Source organism: Streptomyces sp. BK239 (assembly GCF_004217285.1).
GTDB lineage: Bacteria > Actinomycetota > Actinomycetes > Streptomycetales > Streptomycetaceae > Streptomyces.
In genome coordinates this window covers 406,144-429,012 of sequence record NZ_SHKS01000006.1, presented here as the reverse complement: position 1 = coordinate 429,012, position 22,869 = coordinate 406,144, and the positions used below count along the sequence as shown (strand labels likewise).

The 22,869-nt window shown below is 71.2% G+C and carries 23 protein-coding genes; 12 read left to right on the top strand and 11 right to left on the bottom strand.

Features of this window, described 5'->3' with window-relative positions; all coding sequences use genetic code 11:
* Window positions 1–6 precede the first annotated feature (6 nt).
* From glmU to EV567_RS21190, 5 genes are all read left to right on the top strand, one after another.
* Window positions 7–1,455: a bifunctional UDP-N-acetylglucosamine diphosphorylase/glucosamine-1-phosphate N-acetyltransferase GlmU gene (gene glmU / locus EV567_RS21210; protein WP_130442414.1), complete on the top strand. Its 1,449-nt coding sequence runs from the start codon at window positions 7–9 to the stop codon at window positions 1,453–1,455.
* A 135-nt stretch (window positions 1,456–1,590) separates the two neighbouring features.
* Window positions 1,591–2,565 carry a ribose-phosphate diphosphokinase gene (locus EV567_RS21205; RefSeq protein ID WP_130442412.1) on the top strand — a complete coding sequence of 325 codons (975 nt, stop codon included), beginning with the start codon at window positions 1,591–1,593 and terminating at the stop codon, window positions 2,563–2,565.
* A gap of 187 nt (window positions 2,566–2,752) precedes the next feature.
* Window positions 2,753–3,352 carry a 50S ribosomal protein L25/general stress protein Ctc gene (locus tag EV567_RS21200; protein ID WP_130442410.1) on the top strand — a complete coding sequence of 200 codons (600 nt, stop codon included), beginning with the start codon at window positions 2,753–2,755 and terminating at the stop codon, window positions 3,350–3,352.
* Between the two features lie 86 nt (window positions 3,353–3,438).
* On the top strand, window positions 3,439–4,035 hold the full coding sequence (gene pth / locus EV567_RS21195) for an aminoacyl-tRNA hydrolase (protein WP_130442408.1): 597 nt from the start codon (window positions 3,439–3,441) through the stop codon (window positions 4,033–4,035).
* Window positions 4,036–4,100: 65 nt separating this feature from the next.
* Window positions 4,101–4,649 (top strand): hypothetical protein, encoded by a 549-nt coding sequence (locus tag EV567_RS21190; RefSeq protein ID WP_130442406.1) that lies wholly within the window; start codon window positions 4,101–4,103, stop codon window positions 4,647–4,649.
* Window positions 4,650–4,726: 77 nt separating this feature from the next.
* Here EV567_RS21190 and ppc read toward each other — a convergent pair whose 3' ends face one another.
* Window positions 4,727–7,456: a phosphoenolpyruvate carboxylase gene (gene ppc, locus EV567_RS21185; RefSeq protein WP_130442404.1), complete on the bottom strand. Its 2,730-nt coding sequence runs from the start codon at window positions 7,454–7,456 to the stop codon at window positions 4,727–4,729.
* A 298-nt stretch (window positions 7,457–7,754) separates the two neighbouring features.
* Here ppc and EV567_RS21180 point away from each other — a divergent pair, with 298 nt between their 5' ends.
* Window positions 7,755–8,765: a fatty acid desaturase gene (locus tag EV567_RS21180; protein WP_130442402.1), complete on the top strand. Its 1,011-nt coding sequence runs from the start codon at window positions 7,755–7,757 to the stop codon at window positions 8,763–8,765.
* The gene (locus EV567_RS21175) at window positions 8,762–9,442 is read left to right on the top strand and encodes a TetR/AcrR family transcriptional regulator (RefSeq protein WP_130442400.1); all 681 of its coding nucleotides are present in this window, start codon (window positions 8,762–8,764) and stop codon (window positions 9,440–9,442) included. Before EV567_RS21180 ends, EV567_RS21175 begins: the two co-directional genes overlap by 4 nt.
* Before the next feature lie 54 nt (window positions 9,443–9,496).
* Here the strand turns inward: EV567_RS21175 and EV567_RS21170 are convergent, their stop codons facing one another.
* Window positions 9,497–9,670 carry a CsbD family protein gene (locus EV567_RS21170; RefSeq protein WP_130442398.1) on the bottom strand — a complete coding sequence of 58 codons (174 nt, stop codon included), beginning with the start codon at window positions 9,668–9,670 and terminating at the stop codon, window positions 9,497–9,499.
* 110 nt (window positions 9,671–9,780) lie between these two features.
* On the opposite strand from EV567_RS21170, the gene EV567_RS21165 reads away from it, so the two are divergent.
* Window positions 9,781–10,032: a type II toxin-antitoxin system prevent-host-death family antitoxin gene (locus tag EV567_RS21165; protein WP_130442396.1), complete on the top strand. Its 252-nt coding sequence runs from the start codon at window positions 9,781–9,783 to the stop codon at window positions 10,030–10,032.
* Between the two features lie 9 nt (window positions 10,033–10,041).
* On the opposite strand, the gene EV567_RS21160 is transcribed toward EV567_RS21165, so the two are convergent.
* Window positions 10,042–10,434 carry a VOC family protein gene (locus tag EV567_RS21160; RefSeq protein ID WP_130442394.1) on the bottom strand — a complete coding sequence of 131 codons (393 nt, stop codon included), beginning with the start codon at window positions 10,432–10,434 and terminating at the stop codon, window positions 10,042–10,044.
* 1 nt (window position 10,435) lies between these two features.
* Window positions 10,436–11,239: a trans-aconitate 2-methyltransferase gene (locus EV567_RS21155; RefSeq protein WP_130442392.1), complete on the bottom strand. Its 804-nt coding sequence runs from the start codon at window positions 11,237–11,239 to the stop codon at window positions 10,436–10,438.
* Between the two features lie 89 nt (window positions 11,240–11,328).
* On the opposite strand from EV567_RS21155, the gene EV567_RS21150 reads away from it, so the two are divergent.
* Window positions 11,329–11,826, top strand: a complete 498-nt coding sequence (locus EV567_RS21150; protein ID WP_130442390.1) for a MarR family winged helix-turn-helix transcriptional regulator — start codon at window positions 11,329–11,331, stop codon at window positions 11,824–11,826.
* Here the strand turns inward: EV567_RS21150 and EV567_RS21145 are convergent.
* A complete protein-coding gene (locus EV567_RS21145) occupies window positions 11,785–12,573 on the bottom strand; it encodes a response regulator transcription factor (protein WP_130442388.1) in 789 nt (262 codons plus the stop codon). The two genes, EV567_RS21150 and EV567_RS21145, sit on opposite strands and share 42 nt — an antisense overlap.
* Before the next feature lie 261 nt (window positions 12,574–12,834).
* Between EV567_RS21145 and EV567_RS21140 the strand changes: the two genes are divergently transcribed.
* Window positions 12,835–13,290 carry an N-acetyltransferase gene (locus EV567_RS21140; RefSeq protein ID WP_130442668.1) on the top strand — a complete coding sequence of 152 codons (456 nt, stop codon included), beginning with the start codon at window positions 12,835–12,837 and terminating at the stop codon, window positions 13,288–13,290.
* Window positions 13,291–13,357: 67 nt separating this feature from the next.
* Here the strand turns inward: EV567_RS21140 and galK are convergent, their stop codons facing one another.
* From galK to galT, 3 genes are read right to left on the bottom strand one after another with little or no spacing between them, the layout of a single operon-like run.
* On the bottom strand, window positions 13,358–14,512 hold the full coding sequence (galK, locus tag EV567_RS21135; RefSeq protein ID WP_130442386.1) for a galactokinase: 1,155 nt from the start codon (window positions 14,510–14,512) through the stop codon (window positions 13,358–13,360).
* Window positions 14,512–15,504 (bottom strand): UDP-glucose 4-epimerase GalE, encoded by a 993-nt coding sequence (gene galE / locus EV567_RS21130; protein WP_130442384.1) that lies wholly within the window; start codon window positions 15,502–15,504, stop codon window positions 14,512–14,514. The genes galK and galE overlap by 1 nt, the downstream gene beginning before the upstream one ends.
* Entirely contained in the window at window positions 15,501–16,562 is a 1,062-nt protein-coding gene (galT, locus tag EV567_RS21125) for a galactose-1-phosphate uridylyltransferase (RefSeq protein ID WP_130442382.1), read from the bottom strand. The genes galE and galT overlap by 4 nt, the downstream gene beginning before the upstream one ends.
* 119 nt (window positions 16,563–16,681) lie before the next feature.
* On the opposite strand from galT, the gene EV567_RS21120 reads away from it, so the two are divergent.
* Both EV567_RS21120 and EV567_RS21115 read left to right on the top strand, forming a co-directional pair.
* Entirely contained in the window at window positions 16,682–18,385 is a 1,704-nt protein-coding gene (locus EV567_RS21120) for a sodium:solute symporter family protein (RefSeq protein ID WP_242620935.1), read from the top strand.
* Window positions 18,386–18,421: 36 nt separating this feature from the next.
* Window positions 18,422–18,817, top strand: a complete 396-nt coding sequence (locus EV567_RS21115) for a hypothetical protein (RefSeq protein ID WP_165430441.1) — start codon at window positions 18,422–18,424, stop codon at window positions 18,815–18,817.
* A 74-nt stretch (window positions 18,818–18,891) separates the two neighbouring features.
* Here the strand turns inward: EV567_RS21115 and EV567_RS21110 are convergent, their stop codons facing one another.
* From EV567_RS21110 to EV567_RS21100, 3 genes are all read right to left on the bottom strand, one after another.
* Window positions 18,892–19,212 (bottom strand): hypothetical protein, encoded by a 321-nt coding sequence (locus EV567_RS21110; RefSeq protein WP_130442380.1) that lies wholly within the window; start codon window positions 19,210–19,212, stop codon window positions 18,892–18,894.
* A gap of 179 nt (window positions 19,213–19,391) precedes the next feature.
* Window positions 19,392–20,099 carry a response regulator transcription factor gene (locus tag EV567_RS21105; RefSeq protein WP_130442378.1) on the bottom strand — a complete coding sequence of 236 codons (708 nt, stop codon included), beginning with the start codon at window positions 20,097–20,099 and terminating at the stop codon, window positions 19,392–19,394.
* Window positions 20,100–20,326: 227 nt separating this feature from the next.
* Window positions 20,327–22,687, bottom strand: coding sequence for a PQQ-binding-like beta-propeller repeat protein (locus EV567_RS21100; protein WP_242620934.1), 2,361 nt, complete (start codon window positions 22,685–22,687; stop codon window positions 20,327–20,329).
* Between the last annotated feature and the right edge of the window lie 182 nt (window positions 22,688–22,869).

The window sequence follows — 22,869 nt, the reverse complement described above, 5'->3', positions numbered from 1 at the left end:
AATTCCGTGAGCGCCATTCGCCCGGCAGCCGTCGTCGTTCTCGCAGCGGGTGAGGGCACCCGTATGAAGTCCGCCACCCCCAAGGTCCTGCACGAGATCTGCGGTCGCAGCCTCGTCGGGCATGTGCTGGCCGCCTCGCGGGAGCTGGACCCCGAGAACCTGGTCGTCGTCGTCGGGCACGCGCGCGAGAAGGTCACCGCCCACCTGGGCGAGATCGACCCGGACGTGCGCACCGCGATCCAGGCGGAGCAGAACGGCACCGGGCACGCCGTGCGGATGGGCCTGGAGCAGCTCGGCGGGACGGTGGACGGCACGGTGGTGGTGGTGTGCGGGGACACCCCGTTGCTGACGGGTGAGACGCTCGCGCGGCTCGCGGCCACGCACGACGCGGACGGCAACGCGGTGACCGTGCTGACGGCGGAGGTGCCGGACGCGACGGGGTACGGCCGGATCGTGCGGGACGCGTCCACGGGCGCGGTGACGGCGATCGTGGAGCACAAGGACGCGACGGAGGAGCAGCGGGCGGTCCGGGAGATCAACTCGGGGGTGTTCGCGTTCGACGGGGCGCTGCTGGCTCAGGCGTTGAAGCAGGTCCGTACGGACAACAGTCAGGGCGAGGAGTACCTGACGGACGTGCTGGGGATCTTGCGTGAGGCGGGGCACCGGGTGGGTGCGTCGGTGGCGGGGGATCATCGTGAGATCGCGGGGATCAACAACCGGGTGCAGTTGTCGCAGGCGCGTCGGATCCTGAACGACCGGTTGCTGACGGCGGCGATGCTGGCGGGTGTGACGGTGGTGGACCCGGCGACGACGTGGGTGGACGTGGCGGTGACGTTCGGGCAGGACGCGGTGGTGCAGCCGGGGACGCAGTTGCTGGGGTCGACGCATGTGGGTGAGGGCGCCGAGGTCGGGCCGAACTGCCGGCTGAGGAACACGTCGGTGGGGGCCGGGGCGCGGGTGGACAACACGGTGGCGGACGGGGCGCAGATCGGTGCGGGCGCGTCGGTGGGTCCGTTCGCGTATCTGCGGCCGGGTACGCGTCTGGGTGCGAAGGGCAAGATCGGTACGTACGTGGAGACGAAGAACGCGTCGATCGGCGAGGGTACGAAGGTGCCGCATCTGTCGTACGTCGGTGACGCGACGATCGGCGAGTATTCGAACATCGGTGCCGCGAGCGTGTTCGTGAACTACGACGGGCAGGACAAGCATCACACCACCGTCGGGTCGCACTGCCGTACGGGTTCGGACAACATGTTTGTGGCTCCTGTCACTGTCGGGGACGGCGCGTACACCGCCGCCGGTTCGGTGATCACGAAGGATGTGCCGCCCGGTTCGCTGGCCGTGGCCCGTGGTCAGCAGCGCAATATCGAGGGCTGGGTGGCTCGCAAGCGTCCGGGCAGCGCGGCGGCGAAGGCGGCGGAGGCGGCCTCGCGGCAGGGCGAGGGCCAGGACTGACCGGAAACGAGTGCGTCGAACACGGCGTACCGTGATAAGTGCACACCCGCACCCCCACCAGCTGAGACGGCCGCGTCGCGCCCAGCGGCGAGGTCTGTCGGCATCCAGTTGAGACACCTCTGAGGAGACAGTGCTGTGACCGGGATCAAGACGACCGGCGAGAAGAAGTTGATGTTCTTCTCCGGCCGCGCCCACCCCGAGCTTGCCGAGGAGGTCGCCCACCAGCTGGGTGTCGGGGTCGTCCCGACGAAGGCCTTCGACTTCGCCAACGGTGAGATCTATGTGCGTTACCAGGAGTCGGCGCGTGGTGCGGACTGCTTCCTGATCCAGAGCCACACCGCTCCGATCAACAAGTGGATCATGGAGCAGTTGATCATGATCGACGCGCTGAAGCGCGCGTCGGCGCGTTCGATCACCGTGATCGTGCCGTTCTACGGTTATGCGCGGCAGGACAAGAAGCACCGTGGGCGTGAGCCGATCTCGGCGCGTCTGATCGCGGATCTGATGAAGACGGCGGGCGCGGACCGGATCCTCACGGTGGATCTGCACACCGACCAGATCCAGGGTTTCTTCGACGGCCCGGTGGACCACCTGTTCGCGCTGCCGCTGCTGGCGGACTACGTGGGCAGCAAGGTGGACAGGACCAAGCTGACGGTGGTCTCGCCGGACGCGGGCCGGGTGCGGGTCGCGGACCGCTGGTGCGACCGGCTGGGCGCGCCGCTGGCGATCGTGCACAAGCGGCGTGACAAGGACGTGGCGAACCAGGTCACGGTCCACGAGGTCGTGGGTGAGGTCAAGGGCCGGGTGTGTGTCCTGGTCGACGACATGATCGACACGGGTGGCACGATCTGTGCGGCGGCGGACGCGCTGTTCGCGCACGGTGCGGAGGACGTCATAGTGACGGCGACGCACGGTGTGCTGTCGGGTCCGGCGGCGGACCGGCTGAAGAACTCGAAGGTGAGCGAGTTCGTGTTCACGAACACGCTGCCGACGCCGGGTGAGCTGGAGCTGGACAAGATCACGGTGCTGTCGATCGCTCCGACGATCGCGAGCGCGGTGCGTGAGGTGTTCGAGGACGGTTCGGTGACGAGCCTGTTCGACGAGCAGTAGGCGTCGTCGGCCGCGTTTTGCGGTGATCGATTTCTGTGCGGCCTCTTCCGCCGAGTAGACTTCTGAAGTTGCTCGGCGAGGGAGGCCGCACTGCTGTGCGGTTGTCCGTTATCGACGCGCTCTTCGTAGCAGGCCGTTCGTGGCCGGGTGACCCCGTCCGTTCCGCTTACTGCGAGGAGTGATCGTTATGTCCGAGGTGAAGATCGCCGCCGAGTCGCGCACCGAGTTCGGCAAGGGCGCCGCCCGCCGTATCCGTCGTGCCGACAAGGTTCCCGGTGTCCTGTACGGCCACGGCGCCGACCCGCTGCACCTGACGCTGCCGGGCCACGACCTGCTGCTGGCGCTGCGTACGCCGAACGTCCTGATCTCGCTGGACATCGACGGCAAGACCAACGAGCTGGCGATCCCGAAGGCCGTGCAGCGCGACCCGCTGAAGGGCTTCCTGGAGCACGTCGACCTGCTGCTGGTCAAGCGTGGCGAGAAGGTCACGGTCGAGATCCCGGTGCACACCGAGGGCGAGCTGGCGCCGGGCGGCAACTTGCTGGAGCACGTCCTGAACGCGCTTCCGGTCGAGGCCGAGGCCACGCACATCCCCGAGTCCGTCACGGTGTCCGTCGAGGGCCTGGAGGCCGGTGCCTCCGTCCACGCCAAGGACATCAAGCTGCCGAGCGGTACGACGCTGGCCGTCGACGAGGACGCGGTGGTCCTCCAGGTCCTGGCCGCGCAGGCCGAGGAGGCCGCTGAGGGCGAGGAGTCCGAGGCGGGCGACGAGGCCGCCGAGGCCTGATCAGCCGTCCTGCCGCCGTCGGCGGTTTTGGCTCCAGCCGCCGCTCTCCTCGGGGAGCGGCGGCTGTCGCGTAGGGAGAGAGTGACGTGACGAGCGATCCGAGCGCCCCGTGGCTGATCGTGGGGTTGGGCAATCCGGGCCAGGAGTACGCGATGAACCGGCACAACGTGGGGTTCATGGTGGCCGATCTGCTGGCCGAGCGGATCGGGGGGAGGTTCAAGCGGGCGGGCAAGGCGCAGGCGCAGGTCGTGGAGGGCCGGATCGGGCCGCCGGGGCCGGGGAGCCGGCGGGTGGTGCTGGCGAAGCCGATGTCGTACATGAACCTGTCGGGCGGTCCGGTGAACGCGCTGCGGGACTTCTACAAGGTGCCGCCGGAGAACGTCGTGGCGGTCCATGACGAGCTGGACATCGACTTCGGGGTGCTGCGTTCGAAGCTGGGCGGCGGGGACAACGGGCACAACGGTCTGAAGTCGATGACGAAGGCGATGGGCGCGGACTACCACCGGGTGCGGTTCGGGATCGGGCGGCCGCCGGGGCGGATGCAGGTGGCGGACTTCGTGCTGAAGGACTTCTCCTCGGCGGAGCGCAAGGAGCTGGACTACTTCGTGGACCGTGCGGCGGACGCGGTGGAGTGTCTGGTGATCGACGGTCTCGAGCGGGCGCAGAGTACGTACAACTCGTGACGTGTCGGTCTGTGAAACGCCCGATGAGTTGACTGTTCGTGGCGGCATGGCCAAGGATCCCGGCCATGCCTGCCACCGCCGTCTCCTCCCGTAGGCGTCCCGCCCGCCGGGCTCACCGGGCCTCCTCCCGCCGGGCCGCCGCCTCCCGCAAGGCCTCTGCCGCCGCGCTGCGGTTCGGCGGAGCGGCGGCGATGGCGGTGGTGTCGGCGCTGATCCTCGTGGCGGGGGTGTGGGGTTCCTGGGGCACCGCGCAGCACGTGATGCTGACGAAGGGGCGGGAGCAGGGCACGGTCGTGGTGACGCGGTGTGGTGAGGAGTCGTGCACGGGCCCGTACACGCCGTTGTCGCCGGGGTCGACGCCGCGCCCGCAGGTGGTGATCGACAAGACGGTGGCGGTGCGGTCGGGGCAGACGTACACGGTGGTGATCAAGCCGGCCAGCGACGAGGTGGTGCGCTCGGGTCCGGCGGGGGTGCTGTACTCGTGGGTGCCGATGGGCGGCGCGCTGCTGCTGGCGTCGGTGGTCGTCGCGGGCGGTCTGCGGCGGGTCCGGGCCGGCTGGGTGCTGGCGGGCGCGGGGGTGACGCTGCTGACGGCGGCGTTCCTGGCCGTGTAGGACGAGCCGCCGTACAGGCGAAGGGCGCCTGCGAGGTCGTACGACCTCGCAGGCGCCCTTCGTCCTGTGCGTGCGGGTCAGCCGGTGTTGCGCAGGCCGGCTGCCACGCCGTTGACGGTGAGGAGGAGGGCGCGGGCGAGGAGGGGGTCGGGTTCCTCGCCGGCGGCCGCGGCGTCGCGCTGGCGCTTGAGGAGCGTGACCTGGAGGTAGGAGATCGGGTCCAGGTAGGCGTCGCGGATGCCGAAGGTCTGCTTGAGGACGGGGGTGGCGTCCAGCAGTTCACGCTCGCCGGTGATCTTGAGGACTTCGGCGACGGTGAGGGCGTGTTCGGCCTTGATGCGGTCGAAGACGTGCTTGAGCTCGTCGGGGACGAGCGTGTCGACGTAGTGCTGGGCGATCCGCAGGTCGGTCTTGGCGAGGGTCATCTCGACGTTGGAGACGAAGTTGCGGAAGAAGTGCCACTGCTCGTGCATCTCGTCGAGGACGGTGTCGAGGCCGGCCTCGCGCAGGGCCTTCAGGCCGGAGCCGACGCCGAACCAGCCGGGGACGATCTGGCGGGACTGGGTCCAGCCGAAGACCCACGGGATGGCGCGCAGTCCGTCGAGCGAGACGCCCGAGCCGGGGCGGCGGGAGGGCCGCGAGCCCAGGTGCAGGTCGGCGAGCTGGTCGACCGGCGTGGAGGCGAGGAAGTACGTCGGCAGGTCGGGGTCCTCGACGAGTGCGCGGTAGGCGGCGTGGGCCGCGTCGGAGACGACGTCCATGGCGGCGTCCCAGCGGGCGAGTGACTCGTCGGACTGGCGGGGCGCGGTGTGCAGGGCGGAGGCCTGGAGGGTGGCCGCCACGGTCAGTTCCAGGTTCTCCCTGGCCAGGGAGGGGATGAGGTACTTGTCGGAGATGACCTCGCCCTGTTCGGTGACCTTGATCTCGCCCTCCAGGGTGCCCCAGGGCTGGGCGAGGATGGCGTCGTGGGAGGGGCCGCCGCCGCGGCCGACGGTGCCGCCGCGGCCGTGGAAGAGGCGCAGCCGTACGCCGTAGCGGTGGGCGACGTCGCGCAGCCGGCGCTGGGCGCGGTGGATCTCCCACTGGCTGGTGGTGATGCCGCCGAACTTGGAGGAGTCGGAGTAGCCGAGCATGACCTCCTGGACGTCTCCGCGCAGGGCGACGAGCCTGCGGTAGGAGGGGTCGGAGAGCATGTCCTCCAGGATGGTGTCGGCGGCCTTGAGTTCGTCGGTGGTCTCCAGCAGGGGCACGATGCCGATCTTGGCCCAGCCGGCGTGCAGGTCGATCAGGCCGGCCTCGCGGGCGAGGACGGCGGCGGCGAAGACGTCGTCGGCGCCCTGGCACATGGAGATGATGTACGACTCGACGACCTCGGGTCCGAAGACCTCCAGGGCGCGCTTGACGGTGAGGAAGACGCCGAGGGTCTTCTCGCCGGCCGCGTCGACGGGGGCCGGGGTGGGGGCGAGCGGCCGCCTGGACCTGAGCTCCTTGGCGAGGAGCTTGGTGCGGTACTCGCGGGGCATGTCGGTGTAGCGCCAGGACTCCTCGCCGAGGCGGTCGAAGAGCTGGCCGAGGGCGTGGTGGTGGGCGTCGGCGTGTTCGCGGACGTCCATGGTGGCGAGCTGGAGACCGAAGGCGGCGAGGGTGCGGATGGTGCGGTTCATGCGGCCGTCGGCGAAGAGGGCGCCGCGGTGCTCGCGCAGGGAGGTCTGGATGAGGACGAGGTCCTTCAGGAGCTCGGTGGTGCCGAGGTAGTCGCGGCCGGGCTCGTGCGGGATGTTCCGGGCGAGGCGCTGCTTGGTGTTCTCCAGCTTCTGCCGGATGCAGGTGGCCTTGAGCCGGTAGGGCTCCTCGGCGTTGAGGCGCTTGTAGCGGGGGCTGATCTCGGGGAGGCGTTCGAGGTCGGCGCGCAGGGATTCCAGGAGTTCCTCGGTGGCCCCGGTGTACCTGATCGAGTTCGACAGGAAGCCGCGCAGCTCGTCGATCATCTCCAGGGCGTCGTTGATGCCGTGCTCGTGCTGGAGGATGAGGACGTCCCAGGTGACCTGGGGGGTGACGTTGGGGTTGCCGTCGCGGTCGCCGCCGATCCAGGTGCCGAAGGTCAGCGGGCGGGTGTCGTCCGGGAGGGTGACGCCCACGCGTTCGAGTTCGGCGGTGAGGTCCTCGAGGACGTCCCCGACGGCGTTCGCGTGGAGCTCGTCGAGGTAGTAGATGGCGTTGCGGGCCTCGTCGGCGGGCTCGGGGCGTACGACGCGCAGTTCGTCCGTCTGCCAGACCAGGTCGATGTTCTCGGCGAGACGGGTGTCGTAGCGGCGGCGGTCCGACTCGATGACCGGGGTCTCCAGCAGTGCGGCGATCCGCCGCAGCTTGTTGAGGACGGACCGGCGCGCGGCCTCGGTGGGGTGGGCGGTGAAGACGGGCCGGACGTTGAGGTTGCGGACGGTCTCGCGGACGTGGTCGGGGTCGGCGTCCTTGAGGCGGTCGGCGGTGCGGGCGAGGAGGCCGCCCTCGGCGGCGCGCCGGGCTCGCAGTTCACGGCCGCGGTGCACCTGCTCGGTGACGTTGGCGAGGTGGAAGTAGGTGGAGAAGGCGCGGACCAGCTTGGCCGCGGTCTGCAGTTCGATGCCGCGCAGCAGTTCGGCGGCTGCCTCGCCGTCCTCTCTGGTGAGGCGGCGGACCTTCTCGACGAGGTCGAGGAGCTCGGGGCCCTCCTGCCGGACGAGGGTCTCGCCGAGGAGGTCGCCCAGTCGGCGGATGTCGGCGCGCAGCTCGGTGCTGGTGGTCGTCTGGTCGTCGGCACTGCTCACAGGTGCGGCTCCTTGCAGTGTTGAAGCTCATCCGGGAGGGGGAACCCCGTCGTGTCCCGGTCCCACGGCGGCTGGCGCCGCTCACGGGCCGGGCATCGGGGTGGAAAACAGAGCGGACCGCGCTGTCCGACCGCCTCCAAGGATAGGTGTCGGTGCGGACGCGCAGTCTGGCGGGCTCGTGCCGCCGGGCGAGGCACTGCCATACTTACGATGCCGTAGGTTACGGAACCGTAGGGAACAGCCCTGGTTCGCGGCCTGCCGGCTCTGTCGTCAGTCCACCACCCCACAGGGGACGCGCATGAGCACACCATCCGACGTGATCGAAGACCCTTCGAAGGCGCCCGTCGACTCCGCCGCGCTCTCGGCCACCCTGGGTGGCGAACAGAAGCGCTCGATCGAGCAGGTCACCCTGCTGCTCTTCATCACCGTGCCGTTCCTGGCGCTGCTCGCGGCGGTGCCGCTGGCGTGGGGCTGGGGGGTGAGCTGGCTGGACCTGGGCCTGATGGTCTTCTTCTACTTCCTCGGGTGCCACGGCATCACGATCGGCTTCCACCGCTACTTCACGCACGGTTCCTTCAAGGCGAAGCGGCCGCTGCGGATCGCGCTGGCGATCATGGGTTCGATGGCGGTGGAGGGTCCGCTGGTGCGCTGGGTGGCCGACCACCGCAAGCACCACAGGTTCTCCGACGCCGAGGGCGACCCGCATTCGCCGTGGCGGTTCGGGGAGACGGTCCCGGCGCTGATGAAGGGCCTGTGGTGGGCACACATCGCCTGGATGTTCGACGAGGAGCAGACGCCGCAGGAGAAGTACGCGCCGGATCTGGTGAAGGACCCGGCGATCCGGGCGATCTCACGGCAGTTCGTACTGTGGACGGCGCTGTCGCTCGCGCTGCCGGCGCTGATCGGCGGGCTGGTGACGATGTCCTGGTGGGGTGCGTTCACCGGGTTCTTCTGGGGTTCGCTGGTCCGGGTGGCACTGCTGCACCATGTGACGTGGTCGATCAACTCGATCTGCCACGCGGTGGGCAAGCGGCCGTTCAGGTCGCGGGACCGTTCGGGCAACGTGTGGTGGCTGGCCGTGCTGTCGTGCGGCGAGTCCTGGCACAACCTGCACCACGCGGACCCGACGTCGGCGCGGCACGGGGTGGAGCGACTGCAGGTGGACTCCTCCGCCCGTTTCATCCGGATCTTCGAGAAACTCGGGTGGGCGTACGACGTGCGCTGGCCGTCACGCTCGCGTATCGATTCGCGCCGGAACGCGGGGGAGGACGGCTCCCGACGCCGGAAGGCCACCGCCGAAGCGGCATGATGGACGCCGTGTCGACCGACTCCAGCAGCACCCCGAGCAACGAGGCCAAGCCGAGGCGCACGCGCCGCACGCGGATGACCGGCGCCGAGCGACGCCAGCAGTTGCTGGAGATCGGCCGGACGCTGTTCGCGGCGCGGGGCTTCGAGGGCACGTCGGTGGAGGAGATCGCGGCGAAGGCCGGGGTGTCCAAGCCGGTGGTGTACGAGCACTTCGGCGGCAAGGAGGGGCTGTACGCGGTGGTCGTCGACCGCGAGATGCGCCGGCTCCTCGACATGGTGACGAGTTCCCTGACCGCCGGTCATCCGCGGGAACTGCTCGAACAGGCGGCGTTCGCGCTCCTCGACTACATCGAGGAGTGCACGGACGGTTTCCGCATCCTGGTCCGGGACTCCCCCATCCCGCAGTCCACGGGTTCCTTCGCCTCCCTCATCTCGGACATCGCCACCCAGGTGGAGGACATCCTCGGCCGCGAGTTCAAGAGCCGCGGCTTCGATCCCAAGCTGGCGCCGCTGTACGCGCAGGCGCTGGTGGGGATGGTGGCGCTGACGGGGCAGTGGTGGCTGGACGTGCGCCGGCCGAAGAAGGCGGAGGTGGCGGCGCATCTGGTGAACCTGGCGTGGCACGGCCTGGACGGCCTGGAGGCCAAGCCGCACCTGATAGGGCGCCGCAAGAGCTGACACGGGGAGGGCCCCCGCCTCGTGAGGCGGGGGCCCTCCTGAAACCTTGCGCTCTCAGCGCTTGAAGACGTCCTTCGCCTTTTCCTTGGACTGGCGGGCGTCGCCGGTGGCCTGCTCGGCGCGGCCCTCGGCCTCCATCCGCTCGTTGCCCACGGCACGGCCGACCGTCTCCTTGGCCTTCCCCTTGGCCTGCTCCATCTTCGCCTTGGACTTCTGCTCGCCTGCCACTTCAGATCACTCCCAGTCAGGTCTGCGGTCTGTCTTGTGACAACGGGTGACCCGCACATGCCGGTTCAAACCCCGGCCCGTCGGATCGGTCCTGTGGCAGAGGGCCGCGCATGGCAAAGATTTCGGTCGACGAGGCCGGCCGCCGGCTCGACGAACTCGTTCGCCGCGTGGCCCATGACGGCGAGACCATCGCGCTCACCGAGCACGGCGATGTGGCGGCGCTGCTCGTCTCCCCGCAGGTGCTGGAGGACCTCGAGGACGCCTTCGCTGTGGCCGACTACCAGCGGCGCAAGGCGGAGGGCGAACTCACGGCGGGCATTCCCCACGAGGAGGTCCGACGCCTCCTGGGGCTGGACCGCTGACGCCCGATGTCAGCCCGTCCGGCCGCCGGGCCGGGCCGCCGTCGTCCGCGGTTGCAGGAACTCCAGCCGGTTGCCGACAGGGTCGTGGGTGTGGAAGCGGCGGTGGCCCGGCAGGTCGTCGGACCAGGTGAGCTGCGCGCCGTGGGTCTGAAGGCGGGCGGCGAGGGCATCGATGTCCGTGACGCGCAGCCCGGTGTGTGCCTTGGCCGATGGGCGGAAGTCCCGCTCCGTGCCCAGGTGCAGCTGCGCGCCGCCCGCCTGGAACCAGCAGCCTCCGCGGCCGACGAGGGCGGGCGGCTTGGGGATCTCGGCCATGCCGAGAGCATCGACGTAGAAGGGGCGCAGGAGGTCCTCGGAGCCGGGCGGGGCGGACAGTTGGACGTGGTCGACGGCGACGATCACCTCACGTCCCCTTTCTCGCCACCGCGAACAGGCGGCGGAAGGGGAGGACCGTGCCGTAGTCGTGGGGCGGGTAGGCCTCGCGGAGCACGGTTCGGTATTCGGAGAGGAAGGCGTCCCTGGCCTCGGGGTCGTCGGCCAGGGCGGTGAGGACGGGGCGCAGGCCGGTGCCCTTGACCCAGTCGAGGACGGGATCGGGGCCTTTGAGGACGTGGCGGTACGTCGTCGTCCAGACGTCGGTGTCGCAGCCGAGGCGGGCGAGGCGGTCGAGGTAGACGCCGGGGGCATGGACGGAGTCCTCGTGGCGCAGGACGTGGGCGAGGCGGCCCTTCCAGCGGGGCGTGTTCCCGAGTTCGCGCATGAGGGCGTGCAGGGGCGCGTCGATGTTGTGGGGCACCTGGAAAGCGAGGACGCCGCCGGGGGCGAGGCCGTCGAGCCAGGCGGGGAAGGCGTCGAGGTGGCCGGGGACCCAGTGCAGGGCGGCGTTGGAGACGATCACGTCGTAGGTCTCGGCGGGCGTCCAGGAGGTCAGGTCGGCGTACGCGAAGTCGAGGTGCGCGCCGGCGTGCGCCTGGGCTTCGGCGAGCATCTGCTCGGAGTTGTCGTAGCCGGTGACGTGGGCGTCGGGCCAGCGCTCGGTGAGCAGGGCAGTGACGTTGCCGGGGCCGCAGCCGAGGTCGGCGACGCGGAGCGGCCGTGCCGGGTCCCCGGGCGGGTCCGGGACGCGGGCCAGGAGGTCGCCGAAGGGGCGGGCGCGGTGGTCGGCGTGGCGCAGGTACTGGGCCGGGTCCCAGGCGGTGTCGGTCATGACGTCCACTCTCCACCCAGCACTATCTTGACGTCAAGAGACTCGACATCAAGAGACTTCATGTCGACACAACCACTACACTGATCGTCATGGAGGACGAGGTCGATCGACTGGTCTCAGCGTGGCGCCGGGAGCGCCCGGACCTCGACGTGGAGCCGCTCGAGGTGCTCAGCCGGGTGAGCCGGCTGGCCCGGCACCTGGACCGGGCGCGCCGTCTGGCGTTCTCCGAGCACCAGCTGGAGCCCTGGGAGTTCGACGTGCTGACCGCGCTCAGGCGCGCGGGCGCCCCGTACCAGCTCTCGCCCGGCCAGCTGCTGACGCAGACGCTGGTCACCTCGGGCACGATGACGAACCGGATCGACCGGCTCGCCAAGAAGGGCCTGGTGGAGCGGCTGCCCGACCCGAGCGACCGGCGCGGTGTCCTGGTCCGGCTCACGGATGACGGCAAGGACCGCGCCGACCAGGCGCTGGCCGGCCTGCTCGCCCAGGAGCGGGCGATCCTCGCCGAGCTGTCCCACGCCCAGCGCGGTGAACTCGCCGGTCTCCTACGCCAGTTGACCGCCCCGTTCGACAACATCCCCGGCTAGCGGCCGGCCGGCGGGCTCCAGGTCGGCGGGTCCCACTCCCGCCCGGCGGGCCAGGGCGACGGCGGCCAGGGTGGAGTGGACGCCCAGCTTGCCGAGCACGTTCTGCATATGGGTGCGGACCGTGTGCGGGGAGAGGAACAGCCGCTCGGCGACGGCCTTGCGGCCCAGGCCCGCCACCATGCAGCGCAGCACCTCCCGCTCCCTCGGCGTGAGGGACTCCACCAGCCGCTCGCTCTCCGTGCGGTGTCTGCGCGCCGCCGTCAGCTCCCGCAGCACGCCCGTCAGCAGCGCCGGCGGCAGATGCGTCTCCTCGCGCAGCACCCCGCGGATCACGCTGAGCAGCCGCGACAGCGAGCAGTCCTTGGCCACCCAGCCCGACGCCCCGGCCTGCAGGGCGAGGGCCGCGCGCCGCGGGTCGTCCTTCTCGGCGAGGACGACGATCCGTACGGCCGGCTGCGCGGAGCGGACGCCGGCGACGAGGGAGAGCCCGTCGACGAGCCCGTCCTCGTCGCCGTCCTGCACCGGCGCCGCCGGCCGCATGCCCGGCAGGTGGCCGCCCAGGTCGGCGTCGACGAGCAGCACGTCGTACCGGCGGCCCTCGGCGGCCGCGCGTTCCATGCTGCGCAGCGCCGCCGGGCCGCTGCCGGCCGCCGAGACGTCGACGTCGGGCTCGGCGGCCAGGGCCGCGGCGAGCGACTCGGCGAAGATACGGTGGTCGTCGACGACCAGGACTCGGATGCGAACCACGAAACCCCCTTCCCCACACTCCTCGCGGAGCAGGGGATACCCCAGGTCCGGAGAACGACGACCGGCGCGGGCACGGCGCCCGCGAGGTGGTGCGCGTCGGCACGGCCGCCGCCGTGCCGACATCGATACCCCCACCGCGAGCGTCGTACCCGACCGTCTCGCCCCCTGATCGGCGCCGGCCCCCACCGGCGCTGTCTCACAGGGTAGGGCCGCGGGTGAACAGCGGAAGACAAATGACAGAACTGGTTGGCCGCCGCGTTTATGGTGTGCCGCATGTTCCGCCTTGAGACAGAAGTCGACAGGACGCGCCGTGATCTGCTCCGTGCCCGGCTCCGCGAGACGGACACGGCGGCCTCCCCCGTCCTGCGGGCGCTGCGCGGCACCCCGAACGAGCGGGAGACGCCGCTGCACGTGTGGGCGGTGGACGGCGGCGGGGCGCTGGCGGGCGGCGCCGTCGGCCACACCTGGACGACCTGGCTGCACATCGCCCACCTCTGGGTCGACGCCCGGCACCGCGGCTTCGGACTCGGCAGCGCCCTGCTGAAGGAGGCGGAGCGCGTCGCCCGCGAGGAGCGCGGCTGCCGCCGGGCGCGGCTGGAGACCTGGGACTTCCAGGCGCCGGGGTTCTACCGGCGGCGCGGGTACGAGGTGGTGTGCGTGATCGAGGACTATCCGCCTGGCGTCACGGAGTACACGCTGACCAAACGGCTGGCCTGAGCCCGGGACACGGCGAAGGGCCGCGAGCCCTTGCCGGGTCCCGGCCCTTCGCCGCACGCGGGGTGGTTCAGGCGAGCCGCGTCGCCCCCGCCGCCGGCACCGCCTCGAACACGCGCGGCGCGGTGAAGTCCGCCGCGGCGAACGCCTCGCCGACCGCCTTGGTGATGGTCTCCACGTCGGCCGCCTCGGCCAGCACGATCGCCGAGCCGCCGAAGCCGCCACCGGTCATCCGCGCTCCGAGCGCGCCCGAGGTGAGCGCGGTGTCGACGACCAGGTCCAGCTCGGGGCAGGAGATGCGGAAGTCGTCCCGCAGCGAGGCGTGCCCCTCGGTCAGCACCGGGCCGATCGCCCGCGTGTCGCCCGACCGGAGGAGCGAGACGACCCGCTCCACCCGCTGGTCCTCGGTGACGACGTGCCGCACCAGGCGGCGGACCTCCTCCTCGTCGCCCAGCCGGTCCAGCGCCGCGTCGAGCTCGCCGTAGGGGACGTCCCGCAGGGCGTCGACGCCCAGGAGGGCCGCGCCCTTCTCGCAGCCGGCCCGGCGCTTGCCGTACTCGCCGTCGCTGTGGGCGTGCTTGACCTGCGTGTCGACGACGAGCAGGCGCATGCCCTCGGCGGCGAGGTCGAAGGGGATCTGCCGCTGGGAGAGGTCCCGGGTGTCGAGGAACAGGGCGTGGCCGGCCTCGCAGCAGGCGGACGCGGTCTGGTCCATGATCCCGGTGGGGGCGCCGACGTAGACGTTCTCGGCGCGCTGGCACAGCCGGGCGAGCTGCCAGCGCTGGAGCCCGAGGTCGTACAGGTCGTTCAGGGCGAGGGCGACGACGACCTCCAGGGCCGCCGAGGACGACAGGCCCGCGCCCGAGGGGACGGTCGAGGTCAGGTGGACGTCGGCGCCGGTGACGGCGTGGCCGGCCTCGCGCAGGGCCCAGACCACACCGGCCGGGTAGGCCGTCCACCGGGTGTCCGACTGCGGGGCCAGCTCGTCCAGGCCCAGCTCCACGACGCCGCCCTCGACGTCCGCGGAGTGCAGCCTGAGCCGGCCGTCGTCGCGGCGGGAGACCGCGGCGAGCGCGGTGTGCGGCAGCGCGAAGGGCATCACGAAGCCGTCGTTGTAGTCGGTGTGCTCACCGATGAGGTTGACGCGGCCGGGCGCCGCCCAGACGCCCTCGGGCTCGGCGCCGTACAGCGCGGCGAAACCGTCCCGGACCTGCTGTGCCCCCACTACTGCTCCTTCGCGCCGGCCGGCGTGCCGCCGGCCGCGATGTGCTGGGCGAACGTCCACGCGTCCGCGACGATCCCCGCGAGGTCCGCGCGGGACGGGGTCCAGCCGAGCCGCTCGCGGGCGGCGTCCGCGGAGGCGACCAGGACGGCGGGGTCGCCGCCGCGGCGGGGGGCCACGATCTCGGGGATCGGGTGGCCGGTGACCTTGCGGACGGTCTCGACGACCTCGCGCACGGAGAAGCCGTTGCCGTTGCCGAGGTTGCAGACGAGGTGCTCGCCGGGCTCGGCGGCCTTCAGCGCGAGGAGGTGGGCCTCGGCGAGGTCCGCGACGTGGATGTAGTCGCGGACGCAGGTGCCGTCGGGGGTCGGGTAGTCGTCGCCGTAGACGGAGATCGCGTCCCGCTTGCCCTGGGCGACCTGGAGGACCAGGGGGATGAGGTGGGACTCGGGCTCGTGCCGCTCGCCCTGGGCGCCGTACGCGCCGGCCACGTTGAAGTAGCGCAGGGACACCGCGCCGAGGCCGTGGGCGGCCGCCTCGCCGCTGATCATGTGGTCGACGGCGAGCTTCGACGCGCCGTAGGGGTTGGTGGGCCTGGTGGGCGCGGTCTCGACGATCGGGACCTGCTCGGGCTCGCCGTACGTCGCGGCCGTGGAGGAGAAGACCAGCTTGCGCACGCCGGCCTCGCGCATCGCGCCGAGCAGGGCCATGGTCCCGCCGACGTTGTTGTCCCAGTACTTCTCGGGCTTGGCGACCGACTCGCCGACCTGCGAGAACGCGGCGAAGTGCAGGACCGCGTCGAAGGAGGCGTCGAGCCACTTGGCGGCGTCGCGGATGTCGCCCTCGACGAAGTCGGCGCCGGCCGGGACACCCTCGCGGAAACCGGTGGAGAGGTTGTCGAGGACGACGACCTCGTGCCCCGCCTCCAGCAGGTGCTGGGCGACGACGCTGCCCACGTATCCCGCGCCGCCCGTGACCAGATACTTGCCGCTCATGAACTCGCTACCTCTCGCAGTCGCTCGGCCGCGCGCTCCGGGGGCACGTCGTTGATGAACACGCCCATGCCGGACTCGGAGCCCGCGAGGAACTTCAGTTTGCCGGACGTACGGCGGATGGTGAAAAGCTCCAGGTGCAGCGCGAAGTCGTCGCGGCTGACCCCGTCGAACTCCTCCAGCTGGCCGAACGGCGCCTGGTGCCAGGCGGCGATGTACGGCGTCGGAGGCTCACCCGGGCCGAAGATCCGGTCGAAGCGCCTCAACAGTTCCAGATAGACCTCGGGGAACTCCGTGCGCGCCGCCTCGTCGAGGCCGAGCAGGTCGGGGACGCGTCGGCGGGGGTAGAGGTGCACCTCGTACGGCCAGTGCGCCGCGTAGGGCACGAAGGCGACCCAGTGTTCGGTGGCCAGGACCACCCGATCTTCGGCGAGTTCGCGCTCCAGGACGGCGTCGAAGAAGTTCTCGCCGCCGGTGGCGTCCTTGTGGGCGGCGGCCTGGCGCAGCATCAGGGCCGTGCGGGGGGTGGTGAAGGGGTAGGCGTAGATCTGCCCGTGCGGGTGGCCGAGGGTGACGCCGATCTCGGCGCCCCGGTTCTCGAAGCAGAACACCTGCTCCACCGACGGCAGGTGCGACAGTTCCGACGTCCGGTCCGTCCAGGCGTCGAGCACCAGCCGGGCCTGCTCCTCGGTGAGGTCGGCGAAGGACGCCTCGTGGTCGGAGGTGAAGCAGACCACCTCGCAGCGCCCGGAGTCGCCGGCCAGCGAGGGGAAGCGGTTCTCGAACACGACGACGTCGTACGACGCGTCGGGGATCTCGCTCAGCCGTTCGCCCTGGGACGGGCACAGGGGGCATTCGTCGGCCGGCGGATGGTAGGTGCGCCCCTGCCGGTGGGAGGCGACGGCGACCGCGTCGCCGAGGAGCGGGTCCCGGCGTACCTCCGAAGTGGTGACGGTGCGCTCCAGGGGGCGGCGGTCCACCGCGTCGCGCACCGCATCGTCCCGCAGGTCGTAGTAGATGAGCTCACGACCGTCGGCCAAGCGGGTCGAGGTCTTCTTCACCGCGACTCTCCATCCCTACCGAACAAAGCTTCAAACAGAACCGAACACATCAAACCACAATCCCCCATGCGCGTCACCACCACGACCGCGCAGAGCACCCCGACCGAAGCGAGCAGTGCATGCGTATCCCCATGTATCCGGTGCATCCGGCGGCCGCGCCGCTGGCGGCGGAGCTGCGGCTCCCCACCAACTGGCTCGACTACACGATCCTCGGCATCTACTTCGTCGTCGTCCTCGGCATCGGCTTCGCGGCCCGCCGCTCCGTGAAGACCAGCCTCGACTTCTTCCTCTCGGGCCGCTCCCTGCCCGCCTGGATCACGGGTCTCGCCTTCATCTCGGCCAACCTGGCGGCCACGGAGATCCTCGGCATGGCGGCCAACAGCGCGCAGTACGGCGCGTACACCGTCCACTGGTACTGGATCGGCGCCATCCCGGCCATGGTGTTCCTCGGCCTGGTGATGATGCCGTTCTACTACGGCTCCAAGGTCCGCTCGGTCCCCGAGTTCCTGCTGATGCGCTTCGACAAGGGCGCGCACCTGCTGAGCTCGGCGCTGTTCGCCTTCGCCGCGATCCTGATCTCCGGCGTGAACCTGTACGCGCTCGCGATCGTCGTCGAGGCGCTGCTCGGCTGGCCCCAATGGGTGGCCATCGTGGTCGCGGGCTTCTTCGTACTGGCGTACATCACGCTCGGCGGCCTGTCCTCGGCGATCTACAACGAGGTGCTCCAGTTCTTCGTGATCCTGGCGGCGCTGATCCCGCTGACGCTGCTGGGCCTGAAGAAGGTGGGCGGCTGGGGCGGCCTCACGGACAAGCTGACGGCGGCCCATGGCGACGACTTCGTGACCGCCTGGGGCGGCACGGGCATCGGCAGTGACAACCCGCTGGGGGCGAACTGGCTGACGATCGTGCTGGGCCTCGGCTTCGTGCTCTCCTTCGGCTACTGGACGACGAACTTCGCGGAGGTGCAGCGCGCCCTGTCCGCGCGCAACCTCTCCGCCGCGCAGCGCACACCGCTGATCGCCGCGTACCCGAAGATCTTCATCGTCTTCCTGGTGATGATCCCGGGCCTGGTGGCGGCGGTCCTGGTGCCGCGGATCGGCACCGCCGACTCCGACCTCCAGTACAACGACGCCATCCCCTACCTGATGGAGCAACTGCTGCCCAACGGCGTGCTCGGTATCGCCGTGACGGGCCTGCTGGCCGCGTTCATGGCGGGCATGGCGGCGAACGTGTCGTCCTTCAACACGGTATTCACCAACGACATCTGGGCGAGGTACGTGGTGCTGGGCCGGGAGGACGCCTACTACGTCCGCTTCGGCCGGCTGATCACCGCGATCGGCGTGGTGGCGTCCATCGGCACGGCGTTCCTGGCCTCCTCCTTCTCGAACATCATGAGCTACCTCCAGACGCTGTTCTCCTTCTTCAACGTCCCGATGTTCGTCGTCTTCATCGTCGGCATGTTCTGGAAGCGGGCGTCGAAGAAATCGGGCTTCTGGGGCCTGCTGGCGGGCACCACGGCCGCGATGGTCAACTACTTCGTCTTCTACAAGCAGGGCGTCATCGGCATCCCCACCGACCAGGGCGCCAACTTCGTCTCGGCGATCGCGGGCTTCGCGGCGGGCGCGGTGGTCATGTTCGCCGTGTCGCTGTTCACCGCCCCCAAACCGGCCGAAGAGCTCCAGGGCCTGGTCTACGGCACTGTCTCCCCCGGCATGGCCGAGCCGGCGGCCGAGGGCGACGACGCCTGGTACCGCAGGCCGGCGCTGCTGGGCTGGGGCGCGATCATCCTGGCCGCCGCCTGCTACATCCCGTTCTCGTTCTGAGCCCGCCGACCCCGATCGCGAGAGGATGGAAAGACCATGTCCGAGCGACCCGAGCACTTTGAACCCGAAGAGCACGCCGCGGCGGCCGAGCGGCTGCGCCGGGCGGGCTACTCCGAGGCCGACCTCCAGCGGGAGGTGATCGAGCTGGAGGAGAAGTCCGCGACCGCGGCGCGCATCTTCGACCTGCGCCGCATCATCGGCGGGCTGTTCGTCCTCTACGGCGTGATCCTCATGATCACCGGCCTGACCGACACGGACGCGGACATCGACAAGGCCCAGGGAATCAACATCAACCTCTGGACCGGCCTGGGCATGCTGCTTCTCGGCCTCTTCTTCCTGGCCTGGCTCTGGCTGCGGCCGGCGGCGCACCCGACGCCGACACTGCCGCCGGAGGCTCTGGAGGGCGAGGGGGGAGGCGCTCCGCGCGAGTAGGCGGGGAGGGGCGTCGGGCACAGCGCAGCGCCGGGTCCGCGGGGGCGGATCCCGGCGCTGCGGGGGTTTCAGTGTCAGCCCCCGAGAACGGGCAGGAGGCTGAGGGTGCCGTTGCCCGCCTGGATCGAGTCCTCCCTCGAGCCGGTGAAGGCCAGGCCGTCGTCGACGCAGGTCTGCTGGAGCGTGTTCTGCTTCGACAGCGCGCCGAGGAGGGGCACCTGGTTGAGGTTGATGAGCCCGATCTGGAAGTTCGGGTCGCCCTGCTCGGCGCCCTGGACGCACTGCTTGGCGTCGTCGCCGTGGCGTCCGTCACCGGCGGAGGCGGTGCCCGCACCGACGAAGCCGAGGGTGCCGATCATGGCGGCCACCAGAGCGGCCTTCCGAAGGTTGCGCATTACATCCCTTTTCGTCCGAGAGTGGCATGCTGGGGGTGACGCAGCGTCACGATTGATGACCGTATGCTACGATCACACCTTTTGCACCCCAACACGCGGAGCCCTTACCGGCAACCGACGCCGCGCCACCCGGGTGATCCAATGCCTCGGCCGGACGAACTCACAGCGGCTGGAGCCCTCTACGCTCCCGGGGTCGTCTCGGTGTGGGCGCGGGTGTGCGGCAGGGGGCCCGCCCGGTCCAGGAGACCGGTGCGCGCGGCGAGCGCCGCCGCCTCCAGCCGGGAGCCGACGCCCAGCTTCATCAGGACCCGCTGGACATGGGTGCGGGCCGTGGAGGGCGCGATGCCCATGCCGGCCGCGATGACCCGGGTGTCCTCGCCCTCGGCGACCCGGACCAGGACCTCCACCTCACGCGGCGTCAGCATCTGCAGCAGGCGCTGCCCCTCGTCGTCGGGCTGGGCCGCCGGGTTGAGGAGTTCACCGAAGGCGCCCTGGAGGAGCTGGGGGGATATCGCCGCCTCGCCGGCCCGGGCCTTCATGATGGCCCGCTCCACGCCCTCGATGCGCTCGTCGTGCCGTACGTACCCCGAGGCGCCGGCCGCGAAGGCCGCCGCGATGCCCCGTGGGCTCGGCACCGGGCCGAGGACAAGGACGGCCACCTGCGGCCGCTCCCGCTTGATGCGCGCCACCGGGTCGAACACGCCCGGCTCGGCCGGCGCCGCCGTGCCCAGCAGACACACCTCCGGCGCCCGCGTGATCACCAGTTCCGCCGCGCCCGCGGCCGGCGCCGCCGCGGCGAGCACCCGGTGCCCGCGCAGTTTCAACGCCGAGGCCAACGCCTCCGCGAGCAGTCGGTGGTCGTCGACCACCATCAGCCGCACTCCCATTGGGCAACCCCCCAAAGAAGGTGCCCCCCGGCACCTCGTCCCCTCATGCCTCCCGGAAGCTACACGCTTGTTCGACGTCGCGCTCCCCCTACCGTGAGAACTGCCCCGGATCGCTGGAATTCCCCTCCTGCGCCGGTGATCAGCGGTACGCGAACGGCCCCGCCACCCTTCCGAGTGAAGGGAGGCGGGGCCGTTGACGAACGGGCCTCGGGGTCAGCCGGCGGCGGTCATCCTGCGGCGCCGAACGCCAGCGCCAGGTACTCCTCGTCACCGGAGCCGCCGTCGGCGGCGTACACCGCGGACATGTACAGGCGTCCCTGGGAGTAGATGAGTTCGGAGTACTCCGGGGACATGCTGGACTCCGCGTCCCGCACGCTCTCCGTCGCCGGGTTGCGCAGCAGCGTCGTCTGCTTGAACGAGCCGCCGTCGATGCTGACGACCTGCCCGCCCTCGTCGTACGGCGCGCTCTTGTACGCGATCACGTTGCCGCCGTCCGTGCGCAGCGGGGTGAGCTCGTAGCCGTCGCCGGCGTCGGCGCGCTGGCCGGTCTGCTTGCCGGTGTTCAGGTCGAAGGCGACGATCTCGTTGGTGCGGCTGTACTCGCCGGTGCCGTCGTGCTCCTCGGTCGGGAGGTAGAGGCGGTCGGCGCCGACGGCCAGGCCCGAGCAGTGCTCGACCCTGGTGATGCCGTCGCAGCGGGCCGCGAACTGCTCGCCGGGCGCGGAGATCCGCGTCTTCAGCTTGCCCGTCTTGTTGTCGATGGAGAAGAAGTCCGAGATGCCGCTGCCGTCCTGGGCGCTGTCGCCGACGTCGGCGGCGACGACCAGCGGTTCCGTCGACACGATGCTGGCGTACTCGATGCCCTTCGCGAGCTTGTACTCCGAGATCACCTTCCCGGACGCCGGGTCGATGGTCTGGATCTGGAGCTCACGGGCGTCGTAGGTGCCGCACTTGCGCACAGCGACCAGCTTCGCGCCGCCGCCGTAGCCCGCGTCGTAGCAGGTGTCGGACGTCTTCGGGGCCCACAGGGCCTTTCCGCTGTCGATGTCGAAGGCCGAGCCGCCCTCGGTGGCGCCCAGGGCGACCGTGCGTCCGCTGACGGTGACGTTGTCGAAGGTGACCGGGTAGTCACCGGAGGAGACCGTCTTCGTCCACAGCTGCTTGCCCGCGACGAGGTCGATCGCCGCGACCTGGCTGCATCCGGCGGAGGAGTCCTTGGGGGGCATCTTCGGCTGGAAGACGACGGCCGTCTTCCCGTCGTCGGTGGCGTGCTCGCTCGCCGTGCACACCGGGCCGGGGAGCTTGACGGTCCACAGCTTGGAGCCCTTGACCGGGTCGTAGCCGACGATCTCGGCGACGCCGGACTTCACGTACGCCTTCTCCGTCAGCCACGAGCCCGAGACGATGACGCTGTCGTCCTTGGCGACCTTGGGCGAGGGGATCTGGAAGAGCAGCTTCGACGCCGGGTCGGAGGGCGCCTTCTCGGACCCGCCGGAGGACGTGCCGCCGGTGCCGCCGCCCTTCTCGCCGCCGCCCTTGCCGCCGGTTCCGCCGGTGCTCGCGGTCTCGTTCTTCTTGCCGCCGTCGGCGGAGTTCGCGTACCAGACGCCCCCGCCGACGATCAGCGCGATCGCGACGACGGCGGCGACGATGATCCACAACTGCGCGTTGGACTTACGGCCCCCTCCCGCCGGCTGGGCGTACATGGGCACGGTGGGCTGCCCGGGGTATCCCTGGGCGGGGAAACCGGGCTGCCCGCCCGGCTGGCCCGGGTAGCCGTACCCCGGCTGCTGCCCGTACGCGGTCTGCTGCCCGTAGGGGTTCGGCTGCCCCGGCTGCCCGGGATACCCGTACCCGGGTCCCGTAGGGGGCTGAGGCTGCTGCCCCGGATAGCCGTACCCGGGCCCCGACGGAGCCTGCGGGTAGCCGTAACCGGGCGGGGGCTGCGGCGGCTGAGGCAGGGGAGCGGCGGCGGCCGCCGGCGGGGAGGCGGGCGCGGGAGGCGCCGGGGTGGCCTGGGAGGCGGGCGCGGGGGGCGCCGGGGCGGCCGGGGAGGCGGGCGCGGGGGGCGCCGGGGCGGCCGGGGGCGCCTGGGGCGGCTGACCGGGGGCCGCTGCCGGCGGGCTCTGGGGCGACTGACCGGCGGGAGGCGCGGGGTGATTGTGCCCCGGCTGCGGTTCCTTGCTGAGCTGCGGGCCCGCGGGCTGGGCAGCGGGGGGCCCGGCAGGCGGCGCGGGCGGCTGGGGCGCGCCGAAGGCGCCCTGCGGGGGCGAGGCCGGCGGCGTGTGCGGTGCCTGCGGCGTGTGCGGTGTCTGCGGGGGCTGGGGGGCCTGGGGTGCGCCGAAGGCGCCCTTGGGCGGCGCGTCCTGCGGTGCCTGCGGCGGCTCGGGCGCACCGGACTCACCCTTCGGCGGGGCGTCCTGCGGGGCCGCGTCCTCGGGGGCGTCGCCCTCGGGGCGTGCGTCCTGCGGTTCCGGGGTCGCGCCGGCGGCGTCCTGCGGCGCGCCGGAACCGTCCTGCTGTGGCGGCCGGTCCTCGGGGGCGTCGGAAGCTCCCCCGTGCGGTGGCTGGTTCGGCGGCTGGGTCATGGCGTGGGCACCTCGGAAAGCACTCGTGAAGACGGGGACAGGGACGGGACAGGAGGCCGGGGACACGGCCGGGTCGACGGGCGACGGACCGGTCGGCCTACGGAGACGGCGCGGCCCGGGCGGGCGGCGGCAGCGGCCGCCGGGGCGGCCGGCGCAAGCCGATCGCCGCCCCCGGCGGCCGT